The organism is Pricia antarctica (genome assembly GCF_900101815.1).
GTDB classification, from domain to species: domain Bacteria; phylum Bacteroidota; class Bacteroidia; order Flavobacteriales; family Flavobacteriaceae; genus Pricia; species Pricia antarctica.
On the sequence record NZ_FNAO01000007.1, the window covers coordinates 246052 to 263437 of the forward strand.

General features: G+C 44.9%; 13 protein-coding genes. 11 read left to right on the forward strand and 2 right to left on the reverse strand.

Annotation, left to right across the window (positions count from 1 at the left end; genetic code table 11):
* Window positions 1-10 precede the first annotated feature (10 nt).
* From BLT07_RS14815 to BLT07_RS14835, 5 genes are all read left to right on the forward strand, one after another.
* Window positions 11-997 (forward strand): UDP-glucuronic acid decarboxylase family protein, encoded by a 987-nt coding sequence (locus tag BLT07_RS14815; RefSeq protein ID WP_091871056.1) that lies wholly within the window; start codon window positions 11-13, stop codon window positions 995-997.
* A 315-nt stretch (window positions 998-1312) separates the two neighbouring features.
* Complete coding sequence (locus BLT07_RS14820; RefSeq protein ID WP_317040772.1) at window positions 1313-2434, forward strand: DegT/DnrJ/EryC1/StrS family aminotransferase; 1122 nt, start codon at window positions 1313-1315, stop codon at window positions 2432-2434.
* A 1-nt stretch (window position 2435) separates the two neighbouring features.
* Entirely contained in the window at window positions 2436-4367 is a 1932-nt protein-coding gene (locus BLT07_RS14825; protein ID WP_091870534.1) for a polysaccharide biosynthesis protein, read from the forward strand.
* 91 nt (window positions 4368-4458) lie between these two features.
* A complete protein-coding gene (locus BLT07_RS14830) occupies window positions 4459-5226 on the forward strand; it encodes a polysaccharide biosynthesis/export family protein (RefSeq protein ID WP_091871064.1) in 768 nt (255 codons plus the stop codon).
* Window positions 5227-5256: 30 nt separating this feature from the next.
* On the forward strand, window positions 5257-7641 hold the full coding sequence (locus tag BLT07_RS14835) for a GumC family protein (RefSeq protein ID WP_091870538.1): 2385 nt from the start codon (window positions 5257-5259) through the stop codon (window positions 7639-7641).
* 86 nt (window positions 7642-7727) lie between these two features.
* Here BLT07_RS14835 and BLT07_RS14840 read toward each other — a convergent pair whose 3' ends face one another.
* Both BLT07_RS14840 and BLT07_RS14845 read right to left on the reverse strand, forming a co-directional pair.
* Window positions 7728-8468 carry a tyrosine-protein phosphatase gene (locus BLT07_RS14840; protein WP_091870543.1) on the reverse strand — a complete coding sequence of 247 codons (741 nt, stop codon included), beginning with the start codon at window positions 8466-8468 and terminating at the stop codon, window positions 7728-7730.
* A gap of 249 nt (window positions 8469-8717) precedes the next feature.
* Entirely contained in the window at window positions 8718-10268 is a 1551-nt protein-coding gene (locus BLT07_RS14845) for an NAD(P)/FAD-dependent oxidoreductase (RefSeq protein WP_091870547.1), read from the reverse strand.
* A gap of 139 nt (window positions 10269-10407) precedes the next feature.
* Between BLT07_RS14845 and pxpA the strand changes: the two genes are divergently transcribed.
* The 6 genes from pxpA (at window position 10408) to ilvN (ending at window position 17288) form a co-directional block, all read left to right on the forward strand.
* Window positions 10408-11130, forward strand: a complete 723-nt coding sequence (gene pxpA / locus BLT07_RS14850) for a 5-oxoprolinase subunit PxpA (RefSeq protein WP_317040773.1) — start codon at window positions 10408-10410, stop codon at window positions 11128-11130.
* Complete coding sequence (pxpB, locus tag BLT07_RS14855; protein WP_091870557.1) at window positions 11127-11864, forward strand: 5-oxoprolinase subunit PxpB; 738 nt, start codon at window positions 11127-11129, stop codon at window positions 11862-11864. Before pxpA ends, pxpB begins: the two co-directional genes overlap by 4 nt.
* Entirely contained in the window at window positions 11857-12696 is an 840-nt protein-coding gene (locus BLT07_RS14860) for a 5-oxoprolinase subunit C family protein (RefSeq protein WP_091870560.1), read from the forward strand. The genes pxpB and BLT07_RS14860 overlap by 8 nt, the downstream gene beginning before the upstream one ends.
* 319 nt (window positions 12697-13015) lie before the next feature.
* On the forward strand, window positions 13016-14692 hold the full coding sequence (ilvD, locus tag BLT07_RS14865; RefSeq protein ID WP_091870564.1) for a dihydroxy-acid dehydratase: 1677 nt from the start codon (window positions 13016-13018) through the stop codon (window positions 14690-14692).
* A 15-nt stretch (window positions 14693-14707) separates the two neighbouring features.
* Window positions 14708-16444 carry a biosynthetic-type acetolactate synthase large subunit gene (gene ilvB / locus BLT07_RS14870; RefSeq protein ID WP_091870567.1) on the forward strand — a complete coding sequence of 579 codons (1737 nt, stop codon included), beginning with the start codon at window positions 14708-14710 and terminating at the stop codon, window positions 16442-16444.
* Between the two features lie 313 nt (window positions 16445-16757).
* A complete protein-coding gene (ilvN, locus tag BLT07_RS14875; protein ID WP_091870571.1) occupies window positions 16758-17288 on the forward strand; it encodes an acetolactate synthase small subunit in 531 nt (176 codons plus the stop codon).
* Window positions 17289-17386 lie beyond the last annotated feature (98 nt).

The window sequence follows — 17386 nt, forward strand, 5'->3', positions numbered from 1 at the left end:
CCTGGATACTTTGAAAAGAATTCTCATTACAGGAGCGGCCGGATTCTTGGGATCCCACCTCTGTGACCGTTTTATTAAGGAAGACTATCACGTTATCGCTATGGACAACCTGATTACTGGCGATTTGCGAAATCTAGAACATCTTTTTAAACTCGAAAATTTCGAATTTTACCACCATGATGTGACTAACTTTGTACATATACCCGGTAAACTGGATTATATTCTGCACTTTGCCTCCCCCGCCAGCCCCATAGATTATTTAAAAATACCCATTCAGACCTTAAAGGTGGGCGCTTTAGGCACCCACAATCTACTGGGTCTTGCCAAAGAAAAAAAAGCGCGGATATTAATAGCATCTACATCTGAAATTTATGGCGATCCCTTAGTGCATCCGCAGACCGAAGCCTATTATGGGAATGTGAATACCATCGGACCACGGGGTGTTTATGATGAGGCCAAACGCTTTATGGAGTCCATAACCATGGCCTACCATCGTTTTCATGGGGTTGAAACCCGTATTGTCCGTATTTTTAACACGTATGGCCCTAGAATGCGCCTAAACGATGGGCGGGTGATTCCCGCATTTATCGGGCAGGCCCTTAGGGGCGAGGACCTCACGGTTTTTGGTGACGGTAGCCAGACGCGATCTTTCTGTTATGTCGATGACGAGATCGAAGGAATCTACCGCTTGTTGCTCAGCGACTACTCCCTTCCGGTCAATATTGGTAATCCCCATGAGATTACAATAAAAGATTTTGCGGAGGAAATCGTCAAGCTTACCGGTACCGATCAAAAAATTATTTATAAACCCTTGCCCAAAGACGATCCGATGCAACGCCAGCCCGACATCTCAAAGGCCAAAGCGCTTTTGGGTTGGGAACCCAAGGTTTCCCGTGCCGACGGAATGAAAATGACGTACGATTATTTTAAATCCCTTCCTGATGAAGAACTGTATAAAAAGGATCATAAGGACTTTAAATCTTATAACCGAAAATAATCGGGCTTGGATTTCCTTAATCCATTGGAGTTGAGTGATCAGCAAAAAATTTTTATGATTTTTTTAGGATGATTTCCGTATCTTGCCTATGTAAACTGCCGATTGAAGAAAGTCTATGAGCACGATTTAAACGTATCTAAGGGCGAATACAAAAAAGCGTTACGTACAGCTAACCGATTTTTTTGGGCATTTGACCATTTTTGTACGCTTCCGCGACAATTAGCAGTATTTTTATTGTCCCAAATAGCTTAGAACCATAAATAGGTTCGCCGTGATGTACAAATGAACAATCAAAACCAATATGCTTTGAAAACAATGGTGCACGATAAAATCTGGTTATCCTCCCCACATATGGGCGGTTCGGAAGAGACCTATGTTCAAGAGGCCTTCGACACTAACTGGGTCGCTCCCTTGGGCCCGAATGTCGATAATTTTGAAAAAACCATTGCTGAGTATGTAAACGAAAGTGTTTATGTAGCCGCTTTGAGCTCCGGTACCGCCGCCATCCATTTGGCACTTCAATTACTGGGGGTAGGCCCAGGGGATGAGGTCATCTGCCAGAGCTTTACCTTTTCGGCATCGGCAAATCCTATCCTATACTTAGGGGCAACCCCTGTTTTTGTGGATAGTGAAAAGGATACGTGGAACCTTTCCCCTGATCTATTGGAAAAAGCGATCTTAGACCGAATGGCCAACGGAAAAAAACCGAAAGCCATAGTAGCGGTACATTTATATGGTATGCCCTATAAAATCGATTATATCTCAAGAATTGCAGAAAATTACGGTATTCCTATTGTAGAGGATAGTGCCGAGGCCTTGGGAAGTGCTTTTAAAAATCGCAAGTGTGGAAGTTTTGGCGACATCGGAATCTTCTCCTTTAACGGCAACAAAATCATCACCACTTCGGGTGGTGGAGCCCTTCTGGCCAAAAACGAGGAAATAAAAAAGAAGGCGGTCTTTTTGGCCACACAGGCCAGGGACGATGCCCCGCATTACCAGCATTCATCGGTAGGCTATAACTACCGGATGAGCAATATTCTCGCCGGTATCGGGCGTGGTCAAATGGAAGTACTTGACGATCGGGTAGCTGCCCGTAGAGCCAATTTTGAATTCTACAAAGAACACTTGGGGCATCTCGTTACTATTGCATTTTTGGAGGAACCGGAAGGTTTCTTTTGTAACCGCTGGTTGACCTGTGTGCTTACACCCTCGTTCACCTACCGGGAAAAACTACGCTTGGCCTTATTGGATGAAAATATTGAATCAAGGCCCTTGTGGAAACCAATGCATTTACAACCTATTTTTACGCAGTATCCAAATTACAGCGATGGAACATCTGAAAATCTATTCGAACGCGGTCTTTGTTTGCCGAGTGGCTCGAATCTTTCAAAAGATGATTTAAAGAGAACCGTTGCAATTATCCTAAAAAACCGATAAAATGATTAAAGAGTATTTAGTAAGCAATGCCCATAGGTACGCGTCTAAGTGGCTCGTACTTTTAATAGATATATGTGTGATTTCCGTTTCGTTCGTGTTTTCATACCTTATTCGTTTCAGCCTAACCTTAGATTTCGATACCAACAAGTTGTTTATTCAACTCCCTATCGTTGGCTTGATCGCTGCGGCAGCTTTCTTGTTTACGGGTGCACATAAGGGCATCGTTCGGCATACGGGGGTTAGGGACGTATACAACATATTCAATGCCATCTGTCTGTCGAGCATCTTGTTGATAAGCATCGTGCTATTAAATCGGGAGTTGGGTATTCTAAACGATTTTACGGTGCCATTGGGCATCATAATCACGCACAGTCTATTGTCATTTATTGTATTGACGGCTTCGCGATATGTGTTCAAGTCGCTCTACAACAATCTGATGACCCAAGGTTTTAAGACCAATAAAAACGTATTGATTTACGGGGCCGGTGAATCGGGCATCTTGACTCAAAATGCCTTGGCCAATCACAGTAAAAGTAAGGTAAGGGTGCTGGGGTACGTCGATGAAGACGATAAAAAGATGGGAAAGAGTATCAATGGGGTAAAAGTATTCCCTAAAGCAGTGCTTAATCGCGACTTTTTGTTCAAGAATAATATATCGGAGGTCATTTTTTCCATGCAAAACATTGACCCAAAACGTTTAAAGGATTTGGTCGAAGGCTTGGTCGATTTTCCGGTACAGGTCAAAATTGTACCCCCGGTCGAGCAATGGATCAACGGCGAGTTAAAAGTCTCTCAGATCAAACAGATCCAAATCGAAGATCTTTTGGATAGGGCACCCATCAGTATACGGAATTCTAAAATCTCGCAAGAGGTCAAAAACAAGGTTGTTCTGGTTACCGGGGGTGCTGGGTCTATCGGTAGCGAAATCGTACGCCAATTATGTACGTATGATTATAAATCGCTTATCGTCATCGATCAATCCGAATCTGCATTGTATGATCTGCAACAGGAACTGAAACAGAACGGGTACCATAACTTTTTGCCCATCGTCGGTGATGTGCGCGATAAAAATCGTTTAAACCATATTTTTCAGGAACATCGACCGAACATCATATTCCACGCCGCTGCTTACAAACACGTGCCGTTAATGGAATACAATTCGTATGAGGCCATCAAAATAAATATCGCGGGCACCAAGGTGGTCGCCGATCTCGCCATCAGTCACAATACGGATAAGTTTATATTTATTTCTACCGACAAAGCGGTCAACCCGACCAATGTCATGGGAGCGACCAAACGCATTGCCGAAATGTACGTGAGTTGTATGCAACAATTAGGGAAGACCAAGTTTATTACCACCCGTTTCGGCAATGTTTTGGGATCGAATGGCTCGGTAATCCCGTTATTCAAAAAGCAGATCGACAAAGGGGGCCCATTGACGGTTACCCATGAAGAGGTTACCCGATATTTTATGACCATTCCCGAAGCTTCACAGTTGGTGCTGGAAGCCGGAGCCATGGGCGATGGAGGTGAAATCTTTATTTTCGACATGGGCGAATCCGTGAAGATTTACGATTTGGCCAAGAACATGATCAAACTTTCCGGATTGCGTTTTCCGGAAGATATCAATATTACAATTACCGGACTGCGCCCAGGTGAGAAATTATACGAAGAACTATTGGCCAATGGTGAAAACACCATGCCTACCTATCACAAGAAGATAATGATAGGAAAAACCCGCGCATTGGATTATATCGCGGTTCGTTCTAAAATAGATGAACTATGTGTTTCAAATATGTTTTTTAACGGAAGTACGGTCAGTCTAATGAAAGAAATCGTACCCGAATACATTTCCAGTAATTCTGATCTTTGCTCGTTTGACAAAAAGAAGGATAAAAATAAAAGTGATCTTTCTTTAAAGAAAGTACTGTAGGGCACACTAGATTAATGGAGTAATTTTTTAGTAATATTGCACTAAATTTTAAAATATGAACACTAGAAATAATCTTAATTTCAGCCGCGGTATGCGCTCCAAGGCTTGGGCGTTTCCTTTAATTGCGCTAGCCGCACTTATAATGACCTCCTGCGCGTCTCGAAAAGATGTGGTCTATTTTCAAAATACCGGTGATTTTGAGACTTTGGTCGATAAGAATAGCATTACCCCAAAATTCAAGGTCGATGACGTTTTGAGTATTTACGTCTCTACGCTGGACAATGAGGCCAGTGCGCCCTTTAATTTATTTCGTGGTGGATCTGAAGGGGGATTACGTCCAGAACAAGTCGATTATCTTATCGATAAAGATGGGGAAATCGATTTCCCCGTTGTCGGAAAAATCAAGGTGGCGGGGCTTTCTTCGGAAGAGTTGCGGGTGTTGCTTCGGGAGCAACTTTCGGAATACTTAAAAGATCCTATTATAAACATCCGGTTGCGTAATTTTACGATTACCGTCTTGGGGGAAGTGAATCGTCCGGGAACCTACCCTGTTGAAGGCGAGCGTATCACGATTTTAGAAGCATTGGGCCTGGCGAATGATTTGACCATCAAGGGCAAAAGGGAAAACGTGATGGTTATACGTGACTTTGACGGTACCAAAGTGTACCATCGTATCAATCTCAAGCGAAAAGAGGCGATGAGTTCCCCGGTGTATTATTTGACCCAAAATGATGTAGTATATGTCGAGCCGAATCAATCAGCAATTACCTCTTCTTCTCTGGATAATCGGGCTACGATTGCTATATCGATTGCATCCATCTTAATTACTTCTACGGTTATTTTTATTACTAGAAGATAATGACTGGAATTTATTAAACCAAACGAAAGGATGAGTACTACTTCTCAAAATAAACCCGAACATACTTCGGTTGATTTAAAGGAAATAATTTCGAAATATACCTCTCACTGGAAGTGGTTCGTACTCTGTGCGATACTTGCTTTGGCAATGGCCTATATTTACATCAGGTATACTATTCCGGAATATGCGGTTCAAACCCAAATTCAAATCTTGGAGGAAAAATCTTCGGGATCTGAACTCGATGTATTTCAAGATCTCAGTTTTCTTGGCGGTGGCAAAAATAAGGTCGAAGATGAATTGCAGATTATAAATTCCCGCTCGAATTATATTGAGGTCGTTAAGCAACAAAAACTGAATACCAAGATAATGGTACAGGGCAATATTATTGAGACCGAACTTTATAAAAATCCTCCAGTAAATGTGAATTTTATTGCGGCGGATTCAATCGTCAATAAAGCTAAATTTCAATTTTTTATTACGATATCTTCCTCCACCACTTTTGGGTATACCGAAGAGGAGGATCAACCGGTCAAAATCTTTGCTTTCGGTAAAAATATTCCCACCCCTATCGGTGATATTATTATAACCCCCAATGTTCAGGTTTTTGAGAATTATAAGGATAAAAAATTACGGATTGCGGTAAGTCCGATCGAAGATGTGGCCCAAAGTTATAGAACGAAGGTTCAGGTCACGAATCCGGGCGAATTTTCAAACATCGTAAACCTCACGCTCGAAGACCCGATTCAGGAGAAGGCAAGAAACATTTTGAACTCTGTCATCAGTATCTATAACAAAAATGCCGTTCAGGATAAACAGGAAATTGCCGACCGTACCTCCAACTTTATCAATGAACGGATTGCCGATATTTCGACAGATCTTTCAAGTGTCGATCAATCGGCTCAAGATTTTAAGACCGAGGCGGGCGTCTCCGATATTGCAGCAGAGGCCAATGTAAACCTGAACGTCGGCGTGGCCAACCAACAGGAACTGGCCAACGCCAGAAACCAGCTCAATATGGCCTCATCGATGCAAGATCTGGTTGCGAACCAAGATACCTACGAGGTGTTGCCCACCAACATAGGTTTGTCAGATCCTACAATCGCCGGCACGACAGATCGGTACAACCAATTGGTGCAGGAACGACAACGGCTATTGAAAAGTTCAAACGAAAAGAACCCGGTCATCGTGAATTTGGATCAACAGATCGCGGGGCTTAAGCGAAGTATGCAACAGAGTTTGAACAATAGCGTCAATACGTTGGGAATGACGGTAAACTCCCTAAGTGGTCAACAGGCGCGTTTCAATTCAAAGATTTATTCTTCCCCAGCTAAAGAACGGGCATTGAGGGATATCACACGACAGCAACAGACCACGGAATCTTTATACCTATATCTTTTGCAAAAGCGGGAAGAGGCCCAGATATCGGCCGCATCCAGCTCGGCAAAATCAAAAGTTATTGATCCGGCATTCAATGTAAGCAAATACCCGGTCGCCCCAAAAAAATCATTGATATATTTGGCTTCGTTAATTCTTGGTTTATTAGTGCCCTTTTCGATTATCTACGCCAATGACCTGCTAGATAATAAGATACACAACATGCATTCCTTGGAAAAACTGGTGAGCGATATACCGGTGTTGGGCGAACTGCCTAAATTGGGAAAAAAAGACAATAAATTTATTGTTAAGGAAGATCGTTCGATACTGGCAGAATCCCTCCGAATCATACGAACCAACCTCGACTATATCATTAAGACCAAACAGCTGCAAAAAGGCAAGAGCAATATTGTTTACGTGACCTCCAGCGTTCCAGGGGAAGGTAAAACATTTTTGTCGACCAACCTGTCAATGATATTGGCGAGTACGAATAAAAAAGTGTTATTGATAGGCGCCGATATTCGAAACCCGAAGTTATATACTTTTTTTACGGCAAGCGATGTCGATAGGTTGGCCAAACCCAGCCGGAACAAAGATGCCGGCCTTACCGAATATTTATACGATAATACCCTAGAGGTTCGCGATATTGTAAACCCCATGCTGATTCATCACAATACGATCGATGTCATCTACTCGGGTCGAATACCCCCGAACCCCGCCGAACTTCTAATGAGCGGGCGTATGAAGGATCTCTTTGAAAATGTGACCCAAATCTATGACTATGTGATTGTTGACACCGCACCCTTGATGGTGGTAACCGATACCCTGCTTATCAGCGATTATGCGGATCAATTGATCTATGTCACCCGGGCAGGTGTCACCGAGGCCAGAGCGGTAAATTTTCCCATTAAATTACAGGAAGAGGGCAAAATCAAAGGCCTTTCTTTTGTAGTCAACGATGTAGAAGCTTCGAATCTGGGCTACGGGGGAAAATATGGCTATGGATATGGCAAGACCCAGAAAAAATGGTGGAAGTTTTAGCGCGGTCATCTATCGGCCAAGACAATGAATGATATTAAAAACCTTGGGTTACCTCAAGGTTTTTTTGTGATAGGTCCGTTTCATTTCTAATAAAAAGTAGCGATCGTATTATTGATCAAGGGCAGCAGCTGTTCCAGCGTTTTTTTGGATAAGGTCACTTTTTTAAGGGAATCCAGTTGATTGAGGTTATGTACGTCGGAGGCCAAAAAGTCTATAAGGCCTTCCTGTAGCAGTTCGTTGGCCACTTTCGGCACTTCCTTCCCGTAATAGTCACTAAGTGACAATAGGTTCATTTGAAATAGGATGCCATGTGCCTTGTACTCGGAATACTTTTTCATGCGGTGGTGCAAAAATCCGTAGCGTTCGGGATGGGCGAGAATAGGATAAAATCCTTTGGAGGCGGTTTTGATAATGGCTTCCTCAAAATTGATCGGAGGTTGTAGGTATGACATTTCGACCAAAAGATAGGCTTTGCGCATCGCCATTGCAGTTCCCGTTTCCAGAAGATGCTCAAAATTGTCATCGATCATGTGTTCGGCGGCGGCTTCAACGGAGATATGCTTCAAATCATGGCTAATCAAGGCTTGTTGTACCTGTGAAAGCGCTTTAGATATGGTTTCTTTATCATTGGGATAGTAATTGTGCATAATATGCGGCGTAGCAATAAAATGGGTCACCCCAAATTCTTCAAAAGCCTTTATCAGTGCAATGGATTCCTCCGCGGTCTTCGCACCGTCATCGATTCCGGGCAATATATGGTTGTGGATATCAATAAAACCATCGAGGTAATCGATCAAGAATTTTTTTCTACTGAAAAATTGCATCATCTGTTTTGGTTCTGGTCAAGGGTATAACGGACAATTCAGATTTTTATGATTTAAAAACGCGGTAGACTTAGGGCAAAGATACTGCAGAAGCAATAGATTTCAATACGAAGCGAACCTCCGAAGCCTAAACTTGTCGAACAGTGTCTCTGGGTTTTAAAACAACGACAAACAGGTCGGACGTAAAGATCACTTATTGTTATATTTTTATTGAAATTTGGAATTTGGAATTTGGAATTTGGGATTTCACTTTCAAAAGCCCTTGGCTGCTGCTTCCGCGCACCTTTCCCCATCCATGGCCGCCGAAACGATACCCCCGGCATAGCCACCACCCTCCCCACAAGGAAAAAGGCCTTTGATTTCAGGATGCTCCAAATTTTTGTTCCTGGGGATGTTCACCGGGGAGGAGGTGCGGGATTCTACCCCGACGATATTCGCCTCGGCCGTATAATAGCCTTTCATCTTCTTTCCGAATTCCTCAAACCCCTTTCGCAAACGGCTGCCGATCAATCTAGGTAAAAGGGAATGTAACGGGGCACTTTGAAGTCCCGGTTGGTAGGAGGTGGGGTTCAAATCCGTAGAAATCCGTCCTTCGACAAAATCCGTCACCCGTTGTGAGGGGGCTACTTGGGTGCGCCCACCAGAGGTAAAGGCCAAGCGTTCCAGATCTTTCTGATATTCAAGTCCCTTTAAAGCCCCAAAACGTTCGTAGTTGCGGATATCCTCATCCACATTGATTTCCACTACGATTCCCGAATTGGCAAATGGATTATTACGCCGCGAGGGAGACATCCCGTTGACCACCACTTCACCGGGAGCCGTGGCAGCGGGAACGATAAACCCACCGGGACACATACAGAACGAATATACGCCCCTGCCTTTTACCTGTTCTACCAGGCTGTAGGCCGCCGCCGGAAGTAGTTCATGGCGTTGCCCCCCACAATTGTATTGAATGGAATCGATAATGTGCTGCGGATGTTCGATACGGACCCCCATAGCAAAGGACTTCGCGGTTAGGGCAATTTTCTTCCGGTCAAGCAAATAAAAAATATCCCGCGCGGAATGGCCGGTCGCCAATATCACCCTTTCGACCTCCATTTCGTTTTTGTTATTTAATACGATGGATTTTAGTTGATTGTCCCTCACTACAAAATCCGTTATTTTGGTATTGAAATGCACCTCGCCACCGTGCGCTATAATCGTTTCGCGTATATTTTGGACGATTTTTGGCAGTTTGTTGGTGCCAATATGCGGGTGGGCGTCAACCAAGATCTGTTCCGTGGCGCCGTGGTGTACCAAACTCTCGAAGATACGCCGTACATCTCCGCGCTTTAGGCTTCGGGTATACAATTTTCCGTCGGAGTAGGTGCCTGCGCCCCCTTCGCCGAAACAGTAGTTGCTATCTTCGTTGACGCAGTGGTCTTGGTTGATGGCCTTAAGGTCACGGCGGCGGTCTTGAACGTTCTTGCCGCGTTCGAGCACGATGGGTTTGAAGCCGAGTTCGAGACACCGGAGTGCGGCCCACATACCTGCGGGCCCGAAACCGATGATATGAACGGGCCGGGACTTCGAAACATTTTTATAGTCAAAAATGTGGGTATTTGAAGGTACATCTTCACCGATAAAGACTGCCAGTTTGTAATTGAAGATGACGTCCGGTTTTCGCGCGTCGATGGATTTTCGGAGGATTTTCAGCACAAACTCCGCCTCGGAAAGTCCCAAATATTTGGCGGCTCTTTGTTTCAAGCTTCCTTTTTGGGCCTCTTCGACAAGGCTTAGGCGAATTTGTAGGTTTTTGACCATACCGCGAAATTAAGGGAAATTGCACAATCAAATCCACAAAGCGTACAGTTCATATTTTTTAGGTTAATTTTAAATGTCAAAATCAACCCTTAAACTAATAAACTAATAAACACATAAACCTATAAACTTCAAAATTGACATCAACTGCGACGTAGGCGAGGGCGCGGGAAACGAGGCGGAATTATTTCCCTTGATTTCCTCGTGCAATATTGCCTGTGGCGGCCACGCGGGAGACGCTGCTTCAATGCAAAGGATCATCCGTTTGGCGAAGAAATTTAAGGTCAAGGTCGGGGCACATCCATCCTATCCCGATAAAGAAAATTTTGGAAGGTCGCCTATGGATATTCCTTCCGAAGTACTTGTCCAAAGCATTCAAGGACAGATAGCTGACCTTGTTTCCATCCTCCAAAAAGAAAACATCCGATTGCATCATATTAAGGCCCATGGCGCATTGTACAATACAATCGCCAAGGACGCCGAATTGGCCGAACTTTTTTTACGCGCCGTTGCCGAGTATAAAAAGGATAGCCTTATCTATGTTCCCTATGCTTCCGAAATAGCAAAAAAAGCGGTGGAACACGATTTTTTGATAGCCTATGAAGCCTTTGCCGACCGCAATTACCATACGGACCTCAGTCTAGTTTCCCGAAGCCATCCGCAGGCATTGATCACGTCTCCAGAAGCGGTTTTGAAGCATATCGTCCAGATCGTAACCCATCAAAAAGTACGGACCCTTAGTGACTGTACCGTAAAGATTTTGGCCGAAACCTTCTGCATTCATAGCGATACCCCTTCATCATTTGAAATAGTATTGTATCTTTCGGCAGCATTACCGAAACATTCTATACGGATTAAAAAGTGACTACCTACGATATTTCCATACGGCCCTTCGGTATCCATTCTATTTTGGTGGAATGGCCCAACCGCGTCGAAGAGGCCATTCTGGAAAATATACTGCAGTTTATACAGCACCTAAAAAACCATTGTTTTGAGGATGAAAAGTGGGAATTGGTGCCCGCGTACAATTCCCTAACACTTATTCATCGCGAAAAACCGATCGATTTTGAAAATTTCAAGGGACAGCTTTTGGAGTGGTATGCAGCCGATAAAAAGGAGGTTTACCGTGAAAAATTGTTGTGGCGGCTTCCCGTATGTTATGATCTCGAATTCGGGATAGATCTCAAGGAAATTTCAGGGCTTTTGGGACTATCGATGGAAGAAATTATCAAATTGCACACCGAGCATCGCTATACGGTCTACGGTATCGGCTTCTTGCCCGGTTTTATGTATCTCGGGGGTATACCGGAGGTATTGGAGGTGCCGCGAAAACCGACGCCCAGACCCAAAGTGCGCAAAGGGGCCGTGGGCCTGGCCGGCAAGCAAACGGGGATTTATCCGCAAGATTCCCCGGGCGGATGGAACATTATTGGCAACTGCTCGGTACCGATGTTCGATCCCAAAAAGTCAGTTCCCTGTTTTGTAAATGTTGGGGACAAGGTGCAGTTCTATCCCATCGAAAGGGCGGAATACGACCTGCACAAGATCGAGGGCGAAGTGGGTATCTATACCGTTGAAAAAATTATATTGGATGCTTAAGGTATTAAAATCGGGATTGTTCACGACCGTGCAGGATGCCGGTAGGTATGGCTATTTGAACATGGGAGTTCCCGTAGCCGGATATATGGATTCGTTTTCGGCGCAAAAGGTCAACATGCTCTTGGAAAACGATGACGATGCCGCGGTCATCGAAATCACGATGACAGGCCCAACCTTAGAATTTGGGGAAGCGAGTTATATCTGCTTGGGAGGTGCCTTAATATCGGCAACGCTCAACAACGAGCCTATCCAGCCATTTCACGTAATAAAGGTAGAAAAAGGGGATATTCTGTCGTACGGCAAGCTGAAAAAAGGCTTTCGAAGCTATTTGGCGATCAAGGGCGGGTTTAATGTGCCGCTGATTTTGGGAAGCCGTTCTTTTTTCTCTTCCATAACCGATAAAGATCATGTGGTCGACAGGGCCGAAATACCCTATAAAGTTCTAAAGCATTTCACTCCGAAAATATCGGAGATCAAGGTGGACTCCTTTTTGGATGAAAAGGTCTTGGAGGTTTCTAAAGGTCCTGAATATGAAATGCTTACGGATAAACAACTAGAGTCCCTTTTTTATAGGGAATTCCATATTTCCAACGAAAACAACCGGATGGCCTATCAATTGGAAGAGCAGATTACGGGTCATGAGGTGTCGATGCTCACTTCGGCCACCCTGCCCGGCACGGTACAGTTTACCCCTTCGGGAAAATTGATCATTCTCATGAAGGACGGCCAGACTACCGGCGGATATCCCCGCATTCTCCAATTATCCGACAAGGCCATATCGATTTTGGCCCAAAAGAAGTTCCACGATTTGGTTTCCTTTAAATTGGTTTGAATTTTGGAAAAACTTCTCCTATTAGGAAAACTCGTCCTTTTCAATTGAACAAGCTCTTTTCGTATAATCTTGAATAAACGACGTATTTTTTAATTTTCATCCAAAGACATCAATATTTCTTCGTTCCATCTGTTTTCCATTGGTCAGATCATAGAATTGAATATGATAAAAAAAACAATCTATACTATTGGTTATCAATATCTTATAATAATTAAATGAATATTGGCATTCGATAGGTGCCAGCGGTTAAGCGCTAACGAATTCAGAAACCTTTATCTTTGATTTAATACTTAGAAAAGCTACCAAAAGAACGAATTGAATGGAATTGAACAAATACAGTAAAAACGTTACCCAAGACCCAACGCAACCTGCTGCCCAAGCCATGCTACACGCTATCGGGCTTACCGACGACGACCTGAAAAAACCGCTGATCGGTATCGGAAGCACGGGCTATGAGGGCAATCCCTGTAATATGCACCTGAACGATCTCGCGCAAGAGGTCAAGAAAGGCATTAATGAAAGCGGCTCGATAGGCCTTGTTTTCAATACCATCGGGGTCAGTGACGGTATTTCGATGGGCACCTACGGCATGCGGTATTCGTTGCCTTCCCGCGATTTGATTGCCGATTCTATGGAGACTGTGGTACAGGCCATGAATTATGACGGTCTGGTAACGGTGGTAGGCTGCGATAAAAACATGCCCGGCGCGCTGATGGCCATGATTCGACTGGATCGGCCTTCGGTTCTCGTTTATGGCGGAACAATCGCTTCCGGCTGTTTCAAGGATAAAAAATTGGATATCGTTTCTGCATTCGAAGCCTGGGGCGAAAAAGTCGCCGGCACCATGAGCGAAGAGGATTATAAAGGGGTGATACACAATGCCTGTCCCGGTGCCGGTGCCTGCGGTGGTATGTATACCGCCAACACCATGGCCTCGGCCATTGAGGCCTTGGGAATGGCCTTGCCGTACAATTCCTCCAATCCCGCCATCGGAAAGGAAAAGCAGCACGATGCGATAAACTCGGGCAAGGCCCTACGCCATTTGCTCGAAAAGGATATCAAGCCAAGCGATATCATTACCCGAAAATCCTTTGAAAATGCCGTTCGTCTGTTGACGCTTTTAGGCGGTTCTACCAATGCGGTACTCCATTTTATGGCCATCGCAAAGGCTGCGGATGTGGATTTTACTTTGGACGATTTTCAAAAAATAAGCGATACTACGCCCTTTTTGGCGGATTTAAAACCCAGTGGAAAATATTTGATGGAAGATCTTCACCGTGTCGGCGGAACGCCCGCGGTCATGAAGTTCATGCTCGAAAACGGGATGCTACACGGCGATTGCCTTACCATCACCGGCAAGACCATTGCCGAAAATTTGGCGGAACTCCCCGGTTTACACGAAGGTCAGGAAGTTATTAAACCCTTGAACGCCCCGATCAAGCCAACGGGACATTTACGTATTCTCTATGGCAACCTGGCCGAAGCCGGTTCCGTAGCCAAGATAACAGGAAAAGAAGGGCTCCATTTTTCAGGTCCCGCTAAAGTATACGACGACGAATTCAAGGCCAATGCCGGTATCGGTAGGGGCGAGGTCAAAAAAGGCAATGTAGTGGTCATCCGTTACGAAGGACCTAAAGGCGGCCCGGGAATGCCAGAAATGCTAAAGCCTACCGCTGCCATTATGGGCGCGGGACTCGGCAAAGAGGTTGCACTCATCACCGATGGCCGTTTTTCGGGCGGTACGCACGGTTTTGTAGTCGGTCATGTATGCCCCGAAGCCCAAGAAGGCGGCGCAATTGCCCTGCTGAAGGATGGTGATATCATCACCATCGACGCCGAAAAGAACAGCATCTCCGTAGACTTGTCAAACGAAGAGCTGGCCGAACGTCGGAAAAATTGGATACAACCCGCATTAAAAGTAAAACGCGGCAGCCTGTACAAATATGCAAAAACGGTTTCATCAGCCTCACAGGGTTGTGTCACCGATGAATTTTGATTAGATACTTTCAACATGGAAACATTAAAAATAAAAACGGAAGCTCCCAAAAAAAAGCAGTCCAAAATTAGGATCAGCGGTGCCGAAGCCATTATCCACTGTCTTTTGGCAGAGGGGGTCGATTTGCTTTATGGCTATCCCGGCGGTGCGATAATGCCCGTTTACGACGAGCTTTATAAATTTCAGGATAAACTGACCCATATCCTTACCCGTCATGAGCAAGGGGCGACCCATGCCGCACAAGGTTACGCCCGGGTTACGGGAAAAGTAGGGGTTGCCATGGCCACCTCAGGTCCAGGCGCCACCAATTTGGTCACCGGACTAGCGGACGCCCAGATCGACTCGACGCCCTTGGTATGTATCACAGGGCAGGTGCCCCGACATTTACTGGGTTCGGATGCCTTTCAGGAAACCGATATCATCGGTATTTCGACTCCCGTTACCAAATGGAACGTTCAAATCACCAAGGCTTCCGAGATTCCCGAGGCCATCGCCAAGGCGTTTTATATCGCCAGGTCCGGTCGACCCGGTCCCGTTCTAGTGGATATTACCAAGAACGCCCAGTTCGACGAGTTCGACTTCAGTTATGAAAAATGTACGGGGGTCCGGAGCTATAATCCCTATCCCAAGCCGGATATTGGGGCTATAGAAGCGGCCGCTGACCTTATCAACCATGCGAAAAAACCATATATCGTTTGGGGTCAAGGTGTTATATTAGGGCAAGCGGAAGAGCAGTTGAAGGCTTTGGTCGAGAAAGCGGGGATTCCCGCGGCATGGACAATCATGGGAGCTTCCGCCTTAGCTACGAGTCATCCGCTAAATGTCGGCATGGTCGGTATGCACGGTAATTACGGTCCGAATCTATTGACCAACGAATGCGATCTGCTGATTGCCATCGGTATGCGATTCGATGATCGGGTAACCGGAAGCTTGGACACCTATGCCAAGCAGGCCAAGGTCATCCATTTTGAGATCGATCCCGCCGAAATCCATAAAAACGTGCATGCTGATGTCGCCGTTTTGGGAAATTCCAAAGATACCCTTGATCTGCTTCTCCCGCTGATCAATGAGAACCAGCACAAGGCTTGGCACCAAGTTTTTCAGGAAAAATACCAAATCGAATTCGACACGGTTATCAAAAATGATATCCATCCCACCAAAGACGGCTTGACCATGGGCGAAGTCATCGAAGAAATCAATTTGGCTTCCGAAAACAAAGCGGTCATCGTTTCAGATGTGGGGCAACATCAAATGATTGCCTGTCGTTATGCCAAGTTCAACCAGTCGAAAAGTAATATTACCTCTGGCGGCCTCGGCACAATGGGCTTCGCCTTACCTGCGGCCATTGGGGCGAAAATGGGGGCGATGGACCGTGAAGTGGTCGCTATCATCGGCGATGGGGGCTATCAGATGACCATTCAGGAACTGGGCATTATTTTCCAACATCAAGTGCCCGTTAAAATCGTGGTTCTGAACAACGACCATTTGGGCATGGTACGCCAATGGCAAGAGCTGTTTTTCGAAAAGCGGTACGCGTCAACGGTCATGGTCAATCCCGATTTCGTAAAGATTGCGGAAGGCTACCATATTCAGGCCAAAAGAGTAAGCGAACGCAAAGACCTGAAAGCGACAATACAAGAGATGATGGCGTCCGATAAACCGTATTTCTTGGAGGTCAAGGTCGAAAAAGAGGATAACGTATTCCCGATGATTCCCTCGGGGGCTTCGGTTTCCGATATTCGGTTGAAGTAAGTTAATAAGCATCAGACCTTTCCCGTATGGCAGTCGGACTTAAATTTATGGTTTTTTCCTTCCATCGGCGAATACACAAGTGCTTTGGAATCCCAAGGTTTTACAGTTATATTCGCACAAAGGTATGCGGATTATAAAGGACGGATCGTTGTAATTAAGTTTGAGGTGAAACCTAACAGGTTTTCAAAACCCGTGAGGTCTAGCAGGCTTTAACTAATATGAAACTTATAGGAATCCATCCTTCGGCTATAGTTTACGCTCAACGCAGTCAAAGAAGTACTCGTAACAAGTAATTAATAATCAATAGATACCAATGAAAAAAGCTTGGTTCACCATTTCGGTCTATTCCGAAAACAACGTCGGATTGCTGAATAGAATATCAGGGATATTCTTAAAGCGGCACATAAATATAGAGAGCTTAAACGTATCAAAGTCAGAAATCGATGGGGTTTCCAAGTTTACTATCGTGACTTATACTACGGAAGATTGGTCCCGAAAAATCGTTCGCCAGATCGAAAAACAGATCGAGGTGATCAAGGCCTTCTACCATACCGACGAGGAGACCATATTTCAAGAATCGGCGCTGTTCAAGATTGCCTCCAACTTGTTGTTCGACGAACGGCAGATACAGAATATCATCAAAGAAAACCATTCGGAAATCGTTACGGTAGCGCGGGACTTTTTCGTGATTTCAAAAACCGGTAGACGAAGTGAGGTCGATAAAATGTACGATGAGCTAAAACCCTTTGGTATCATGCAGTTCGTACGTTCGGGAAGAATATCGGTCACAAAAGATGTTATGGAGATTACCGCGCTGCTCAATGGGTTTCATGAAGAGGCTTAATCGGTTGCGGTAGGCAGTCAAAGTGGGCAGATGAATACGAGACTAAATAATCACTATTTTATAATCAAAACTATTTTTGCCGGAGGTATGCTGAGCAT